The organism is Candidatus Methanomethylophilus sp. 1R26 (assembly GCF_001481295.1).
GTDB lineage: Archaea > Thermoplasmatota > Thermoplasmata > Methanomassiliicoccales > Methanomethylophilaceae > Methanomethylophilus.
In genome coordinates, this window is the sequence record NZ_LOPS01000002.1 from 56,831 (window position 1) to 64,482 (window position 7,652).

Here is a 7,652-nt window from a genome sequence, read left to right on the forward strand (position 1 = left end):
CCATGAACAGGGTAGGATTCCTGTCGATGGAAAAAATCAAGGTAGCAGAGAATGCCGCCTTGAATGAATTGTCAAAGGCCGTCAGAGACATCTATGAAAAATGCGACAGAAAGGCTTCGAACGTATCATTCCAGTGGGGCCTGCTGACAAGGCTGCTTCTTAGCGCCCTTGTCGATGCTGATCGCACTGACACCATGGAATTCCAGGATAATCGCACATATCGTTCGAAGAAAGCCGATTGGAAACTGCTCAAGAACAGATTCTATGATTATACTTTGAATCTGCCTGTCCGCAATTCGCTTGACGAGATAAGGCGTACAATCTCAGACCAATGCTTCGCAGCGTCGTCAATGCCCAAAGGGCTTTTCAGCCTGACTGTTCCCACCGGTGGAGGTAAGACCCTTTCAAGTCTCAGATTCGCTCTCGAGCATGCGGAACACTACGGCATGGATCACATAATCTATGTGATCCCGTACACAACCATCATTGATCAGAATGCCAAGGCGGTAAAAAGCATCTTAAACCGTTCACCCAGAGACAATAACGTGACTGAATGCCATTCCAACATCGATGTTTATGAATCCGATGACCCATCAACCGCATCGTTCGCAATGGATACATGGGATTCTCCGATAGTTTTCACGACCGTCGTTCAATTCTTGGAAGTAATCTATGCTGGTGGCACCAAACGTCTTAGAAGGATGCACAATCTGACCAATTCCGTGATTATATTCGATGAAGTTCAGAAGATTCCGGTCAAATGCCTAAGTCTGTTTAATGAGGCTTTGGGATTCCTCACCGAATTCTGCAGATCTAGCGTCGTACTGTGCACTGCAACACAACTGCCTTTCGAGGAATATGGCAGGCATCCTCTCTCCTCTTCAGTCCCCCGGGAGATCATCGGAGATGTAGGTGGCCTATTCTCTTCGATGAAACGTGTAAAGATAGAGAAGGTCGATTCCCCTCCGATGTCCGCGGAAGGCGTAGCCTCCATGGCATGTGATCTGATCAACAAATCGGGAAGCGTGCTCATCATCGTCAATACAAAGACTATGGCGAAGAACGTCCACTCTGCGCTTCAAACCATGATTCCAGACGACGTGAAATTGTATCACCTCAGCACCAATATGTGCCAGATGCACCGTTCGAAAAAACTCGACGAAATGATAGACGTCCTCGGAAAAATGAAAGTCATATGCGTGAGCACGCAACTGATAGAGGCTGGGATCGATGTCGATTTCGAGACGGTCATAAGATGCACTGCAGGATTGGATTCGATTGCACAAGCGGCTGGACGTTGCAATCGCAATGCACTGAAGGAGACTGGTAAAGTCTACGTCGTCGATACCAATGAAAACCTCGGAAGCCTGCCTGAAATAGAGAGAGGAAGGGATTTCGCAAACCAGGTCATACGTGAAACGGACGATATTCTTAAACCTGCTTCAATCATGAAATATTTTAAACTTTATTTTACAAACAGTCACAAAATATATTACGACTATCCCATAGATATGGGAAAGACAGAATTTGACCTTCTGTCTACCAACACCATCTTATGGGATAATTACAAGAGAGCCTCTGAAAAATCGGGCCGCCCGGTGAATAATATCACCTTGAAACAATCTTTCTCCGTAGCCAACTCGAGATTCAACGTCATTGACGGGACAGATTGCCTGGTCGTTCCGTATAATGATGATGCCAGAGCGGCCATTTCCGCCCTTCAGGGCAACGGCTACAGTATTGCAGAGAGGAGGAGGCTGCTCATATCTCTGCAGAAGTATGCAGTTAATGTGCATAATCTAAATAGGATGCTGACGGAACATAAGGCATATGCGATCGGGGGCGAGACCGAACTCTACTGCCTGGCTGAAGGTTACTATGACGAAGACTACGGCCTCGTGAATGAACCAGTGATGAAAACCATGCTTCTGTGAGGAAGGAAAATGAAAAATCAGATTGAATTCTCAGTATATGGGAGAAGGGCACTTTTCACAGACCCTGTTACGAAGGTCGGCGGAGAGAAGTTCAGTTATCCAGTACCGACATATGAAGCCCTCAAAGGCATCTGCGAATCTATCTATTGGAAACCGACGATCATCTGGTACGTCGATTCGGTACGCATAATGAAAAGGATACGCAACGAATCGGTCAGCATCAAGAACCTCAATTACGGTGGGGGAAACGATCTATCGATCTACTCCTACCTGTCCGGCGTGGACTATCATGTCCGGGCCCATTTCGAGTGGAATATGAATAGAGAGGACCTGGCGAAAGACCGCAACGAGAACAAGCATTACTTCCAGGCAGTCAGAGCCCTTGAGCGCGGAGGCCGGCGTGACATTTTTCTGGGAACAAGGAAGTGCCAGGCATATGTGGTGCCGTGCAGCTTCGAGGATGGAAAGGGCGACTATGATCAGACTGGTTCCGTGACTTTCGGGCTAATGTTCCATGGATTCGACTATGCCGATGAAACAGGGACGAACGGACTCGATGTACGTTTCTGGACCCCCATGATGACCGACGGCATCATAGATTACATCCGCCCTGAAATGTGCCAGATTCGCAAGCACATCTATAGTTACCATCGCGCAACATCCCTGTTAACTTGGAGGCTGAAGAATGAACTGGATGGAGGTGCTCGTCAAAACTTATGACGAATGTTCAGATAAAGAAAGCGGCGCCACCGGCGAATATCCCCTGCTCCCGTTGCATCACACGGTCCGCAACATCCATATCGAAATTAGGATCAGTGAAAAGGGCGATTTCATCAGCGCCAAAATCCTGCCTAAAGATATGCAGCCGACAGTAATCCCCTGCACCGAAGATTCGGAGAACAGGACCAGCGGGATCGCACCTCACCCCCTTTGCGATAGTATCGAATATCTTGCATCGGACATCGAAGCTTATCTGGCCAATCCCCCTGATGATGCGAAGAGCAAAAACGAAAACCGGTGCGCACGCAGAATACATCGGACTGCTTAATGATTGGTGCGACAGCAGCTGCTCCAATCCAAAGATTAAGGCCGTACGCGATTATCTCCTGAAGAACACGATAATCTCAGACCTTGTGGAAGCCGGAGTGCTGTTCACTGATGAAGCAGGCAAACTGGTCAATAAAAACCACGAAACATCCGATTACCCGATTTTCAAGATAGCTCAGACCACCGAACAGCAGAAGGCAATGGTCAGGTGGGCGGTAGAATCCAAAGATGACGTAATGACGGATACTTGGAACGATGAAGCGATTCACCAGTCGTGGATAGACTACTGCAACTCTCTGAATAAAGACGAGGGACTGGACTACATCACCGGAAAAATCGTCCCTCTGGCTTCCAAGCATCCTGCCGATATCCGGAGGAGCGGAGATAAGGCGAAGCTAATTACCTCCAATGACAAATCAGGATTCACATTCCGCGGACGTTTCACAGACAGCAACCAAGTGTGCGGAATAGGAATGGATGCCAGCCTCAAGATGCACAGTGCCCTGAGATGGCTCATCAGACGTCAGGGATACAGATGGGGGGACCTTTGCATCATTACGTGGACTCTGTCTGGTGAAAAGGTCAGCAACCCCGTAGATGATCCATTGGAATGGAACCGGGAGGATGAACCGAAAATTGCAGATACAGGCATCGAGAACGCGATACGCATAAACAGCAGGCTTAGGGGATACAATTCCAAGATTCTCAATGAAACAGTTTTCCTGATGGCCATAGATTCGGCAGTACCCGGACGCATGTCCATCCTGATGTTCCGCGATGAACTAGGAAACGATTTCGTCAGGAAATTAGAAAGATGGCAGGAGATCTGCGGATGGAAACATACTTACGCAAAAGACAAAAAAAGATCCCAAGAAGAGCATTACCTTCTATGGGGCCTCCTCGCCTGCGGCCATCGTAAAGACCGCATACGGGAACAGGAGCGATACTCAGAAGAAGATCGAAGAGAAATCAATCATGAGGATCCTCGAGTGCATAATGAACGAAGGCAACATGCCGGGAGACATTGCTGAGTGCGCAGTCAGGCGCTGCTCCAACCCGCTCTCCTTCAAAGGGATTGCGGATTGGCGTAACAACCTAAGCATCGCGTGCTCGGCATACAACGGCTACACGGGAGGAAAATACAAGATGACATTGGAAAAAGATAGAAAGACGAGAGACTACCTCTACGGGAGGCTACTGGCAATGGCCGACCTCCTTGAGAGCAGCGCACTCAGAAAAACAAATGAGGACAGACAGACGACTGCAATCAGGTACATGCAGAGATTCTCGGAGTTTCCCTACACTACGTGGGAGGATATCGAGCTCGCGCTTGTACCGTACAAGGCAAGGCTGGGAAAAATGGTCTCTTATTACGAGTCCGAGATCTCCAAGATCATGGACATGTTCGAGGGAGACGACTTCAGAAACAACAAGAAGCTTAGCGGAGAGTTCCTCCTGGCATATCACTGCCAGAGAGAGGAGCATTTCAGAGGAAAGAACACAGACAATGAAGAAGAGGAGTGACAGGAATGACCGCAATAAAGAACAAAATCGACTTCGCAATAATTATGACCGTAAACGGAGCTAACCCCAATGGAGATCCTCTCAACGGGAACCGCCCCCGGACAACCGTCGACGGTTACGGGGAGATTTCCGACGTCTGTATCAAGCGCAAGATCCGCAACAGACTTCAGGACATGGGTTTAAAGATATTCGTCCAGTCAGACGATAGGTCAGACGATGGATATAAGAGCCTCCGGGAACGTGCCGAGCCGATCGTCAAAGGAAAGAACGCAGACGACCTCGTCAAAGCAGTCTGCAACGAATGGATTGATGTCCGTTCCTTCGGACAGCTCTTCGCATTCAGCAACAAAGGCAAGTCAAAGAAAGGCGAGGAAGAGGGTCTTGAGAACAGCAAAGGGGTTTCGATAGGCATCAGAGGGCCTGTTTCTATCCGCCCGGCATTCAGCGCGGCCCCGGTTACCATCACCAGTCTGCAGATCACCAAATCCGTGAATTCCGTTGAGAGCGAAACCCGCGGAAGCGACACAATGGGAATGAAGCACCGCGTGGACCACGCTGTATATACTGTATACGGCAGCATCAACACCCAACTAGCCCAGAAGACCGGATTCTCGGATGAAGACGCTGAGGCCATTAAGAATGCCCTCATCACACTCTTTGAGAATGATTCCTCATCTGCCCGTCCGGACGGAAGCATGGATGTCGTAAGGGTCTACTGGTGGAAGCACAACTGCCCCGGCGGACAGTACTCCTCGGCAAAGGTGCACGGTTCGCTCACAGTCACGCCCAAGGTCAGCGAGCCCCACGGCATCGAGGACTATGAGATAAAGCTGTCAGAACTCGAAGGGCTTAAGCCTGAAATCTACGAATGAACAATTCATCCTTCCATGAAATACCAGGAAGAAGATTATCTCCAGATGTCTGGCATCCAGCATTTCTGCTTCTGTAGAAGGCAGTGGGCGCTGATCAACCTGGAGCAGTCATGGGAGGATGATGCCAGGACAACCGCAGGTCAGATTTTCCATGAAGTCGCCGACGATCCCACTATAAAGGAGAAAAGAGGAGATCTGATAATCGCCCGTGCTGTGCCTGTATCTTCATCTTCCTTGGGCCTGACCGGAAAATGCGATGTTGTGGAATTCCGCAGAAGTGACGACGGTGTCCCTGTAGGCATACACGAAGGAAGTTACAAAATCATCCCTGTGGAATATAAAGTGGGCCATCGGAAACAAGAGGAATGGGACGAAGTCCAATTGTGCGCCGAGGCGATTGCGCTTGAGGAGACGTTCGGAGCGAGAATAGAGTTCGGGCAACTGTTCTACGGAGAGGAAAGACGGCGCAAGACTGTAGAAATGAGCAAAGACCTGAGAAGAAAGACCGAACTCCTGGCTGAAGATATGCATTCAGCCATGTCTTATGGAAAGATTCCTGAAGCTGAGCCCTCGGCGATGTGCAGGAAATGCTCTCTTCAGAACATCTGCATGCCGGAGGCCTTAGGGCATTCTGATTCCGAAGATTATCTTCAGAGAATGGAGGAATCGAATTGAAACATCTGCTCAACACACTTTATGTGACCACTGACGGATCGTACATAAGGAAGGATGGAACCAATTTGGTCGTATCTACCAAGGAGAAAGAACTTGGACGGATACCAGTATTCAACATCCAATCTCTGGTATGTTTCGGCAATATAGGTGTTTCACCGTATGCGATGAGGCTCTGTTCTGAGAACGGTGTCTCCGTCTCCTTCATGACAGATCACGGAAGATTCATAGCATCGGTACAGGGTGAGATAAGAGGCAACGTCCTTCTGAGAAGAGAGCAGTATCGTATAGCTGATGACCCCGTCAGATCGCTGAATATCGCCAAACATATGGTGCGCGGGAAACTGGTCAACTGCAGAAAGGTACTGTCCAAAGGTTTCAGCAATCACCCCGATCGATCGATCCTGCCAAAATGAACTCATGTATCCAAACCCTGAAAAAAGCCACTGAAGACGCCATATCAGCCGAGTCCGCAGATGAACTCAGAGGTATCGAGGGATGCGCTGCCACAGCTTACTTTGAATGCCTGGATCAGCTCATTCTGAAAGATAAGGATAATTTCTTTATACGCGGACGCAACCGCAGACCTCCGCGGGACAGGTTCAATGCATTGATATCGTTTCTTTATGCCCTTCTCGCAAACGACATTGCTTCAGCTCTAGAATCCGTGGGTATTGATCCATACGTAGGATTCATGCATACCGACCGTCCTGGAAGAGCGTCGTTGGCCCTGGATATGATGGAAGAGTTCAGACCCGCAGCGGATCGTGTAGCCCTGCGCCTGATCAACCTCGGTCTGCTCGACAAGAATGGATTCATAGAAAAAGAGGGCGGGGCGGTGCTACTTGATGACGGCGGCAGAAAATCAGTACTTGAGGAATGGCAGGAATGTAAGAAAGGCAATGTCAGGCATCCTTTCCTCAATGAGAATGTCCCTATGGGAATTGTCCCCTTTGTTCAGGCAAGCCTTCTTGCAAGGAGCATCAGGGGCGAGATCGACGGATATCCCCCCTTTATACTGGTGCAGTGATATGATTGTGCTCATAACTTATGATGTCTGCACGTCGGAAGAAGACGGGGCCGGAAGACTCCGCAGAGTCGCAAGAATCTGCCTTAATTACGGCATCCGCGTTCAGAAATCAGTTTTTGAATGCAAAGTAACGCCATCCCAAAGGGTTGTCCTTGAAGACAGCCTTAGAAAGGTAATAGATCCGGAGAAAGATTCGATAAGAATTTATGACCTTGGAGATATCCCTGCAAATCGGATTATACATATGGGCACATGTCGCCCCATAGATCTTGAAGGAACACTGATTTTCTAACTATAAGCGCCCAGCAAATCCCCCATTATTTAGACTCTCCATTGCTACGAAATACATAAACAATTTTCGAAATTCGCACATTTAATTACGAATATCAAAATTGATGGATGTTTTATATCTCAATGTATTAATTCATGACTGTCGCACCCCTCGCGGGTGCGTGGATTGAAACAATTACCTTTGCATATTGCATCGTTGCCGCTTACCGTCGCACCCCTCGCGGGTGCGTGGATTGAAACCCCGATTATGCGGCTCAAATTCGACGATTGCTGAGTCGCACC

At 48.7% G+C, this 7,652-nt stretch carries 6 protein-coding genes and 2 pseudogenes; all 8 read left to right on the forward strand.

Annotation, left to right across the window (positions count from 1 at the left end):
* Positions 1-2 precede the first annotated feature (2 nt).
* The 8 genes and pseudogenes from cas3 (at position 3) to cas2 (ending at position 7,371) form a co-directional block, all read left to right on the forward strand.
* The gene (cas3, locus tag AUQ37_RS00835) at positions 3-1,934 is read left to right on the forward strand and encodes a CRISPR-associated helicase Cas3' (RefSeq protein ID WP_058747015.1); all 1,932 of its coding nucleotides are present in this window, start codon (positions 3-5) and stop codon (positions 1,932-1,934) included.
* Positions 1,935-1,943: 9 nt separating this feature from the next.
* Positions 1,944-2,654, forward strand: a complete 711-nt coding sequence (gene cas5c, locus AUQ37_RS00840; RefSeq protein WP_058747016.1) for a type I-C CRISPR-associated protein Cas5c — start codon at positions 1,944-1,946, stop codon at positions 2,652-2,654.
* Positions 2,629-4,012, forward strand: a pseudogene (locus AUQ37_RS11735) (type I-C CRISPR-associated protein Cas8c/Csd1). Before cas5c ends, AUQ37_RS11735 begins: the two are co-directional and overlap by 26 nt.
* Positions 3,894-4,505 (forward strand): type I-C CRISPR-associated protein Cas8c/Csd1, encoded by a 612-nt coding sequence (locus tag AUQ37_RS12750; RefSeq protein ID WP_157844226.1) that lies wholly within the window; start codon positions 3,894-3,896, stop codon positions 4,503-4,505. The pseudogene AUQ37_RS11735 and the gene AUQ37_RS12750 overlap by 119 nt, the downstream one beginning before the upstream one ends.
* A 5-nt stretch (positions 4,506-4,510) precedes the next feature.
* Positions 4,511-5,377, forward strand: a complete 867-nt coding sequence (gene cas7c / locus AUQ37_RS00860; protein WP_058747029.1) for a type I-C CRISPR-associated protein Cas7/Csd2 — start codon at positions 4,511-4,513, stop codon at positions 5,375-5,377.
* A gap of 15 nt (positions 5,378-5,392) precedes the next feature.
* Positions 5,393-6,052 (forward strand): CRISPR-associated protein Cas4, encoded by a 660-nt coding sequence (gene cas4, locus AUQ37_RS00865; protein WP_058747020.1) that lies wholly within the window; start codon positions 5,393-5,395, stop codon positions 6,050-6,052.
* Positions 6,049-7,079: pseudogene (gene cas1c, locus AUQ37_RS13305) on the forward strand (type I-C CRISPR-associated endonuclease Cas1c). The gene cas4 and the pseudogene cas1c overlap by 4 nt, the downstream one beginning before the upstream one ends.
* Before the next feature lies 1 nt (position 7,080).
* On the forward strand, positions 7,081-7,371 hold the full coding sequence (gene cas2, locus AUQ37_RS00875) for a CRISPR-associated endonuclease Cas2 (protein WP_058747021.1): 291 nt from the start codon (positions 7,081-7,083) through the stop codon (positions 7,369-7,371).
* The last annotated feature ends 281 nt before the right edge of the window (positions 7,372-7,652 follow it).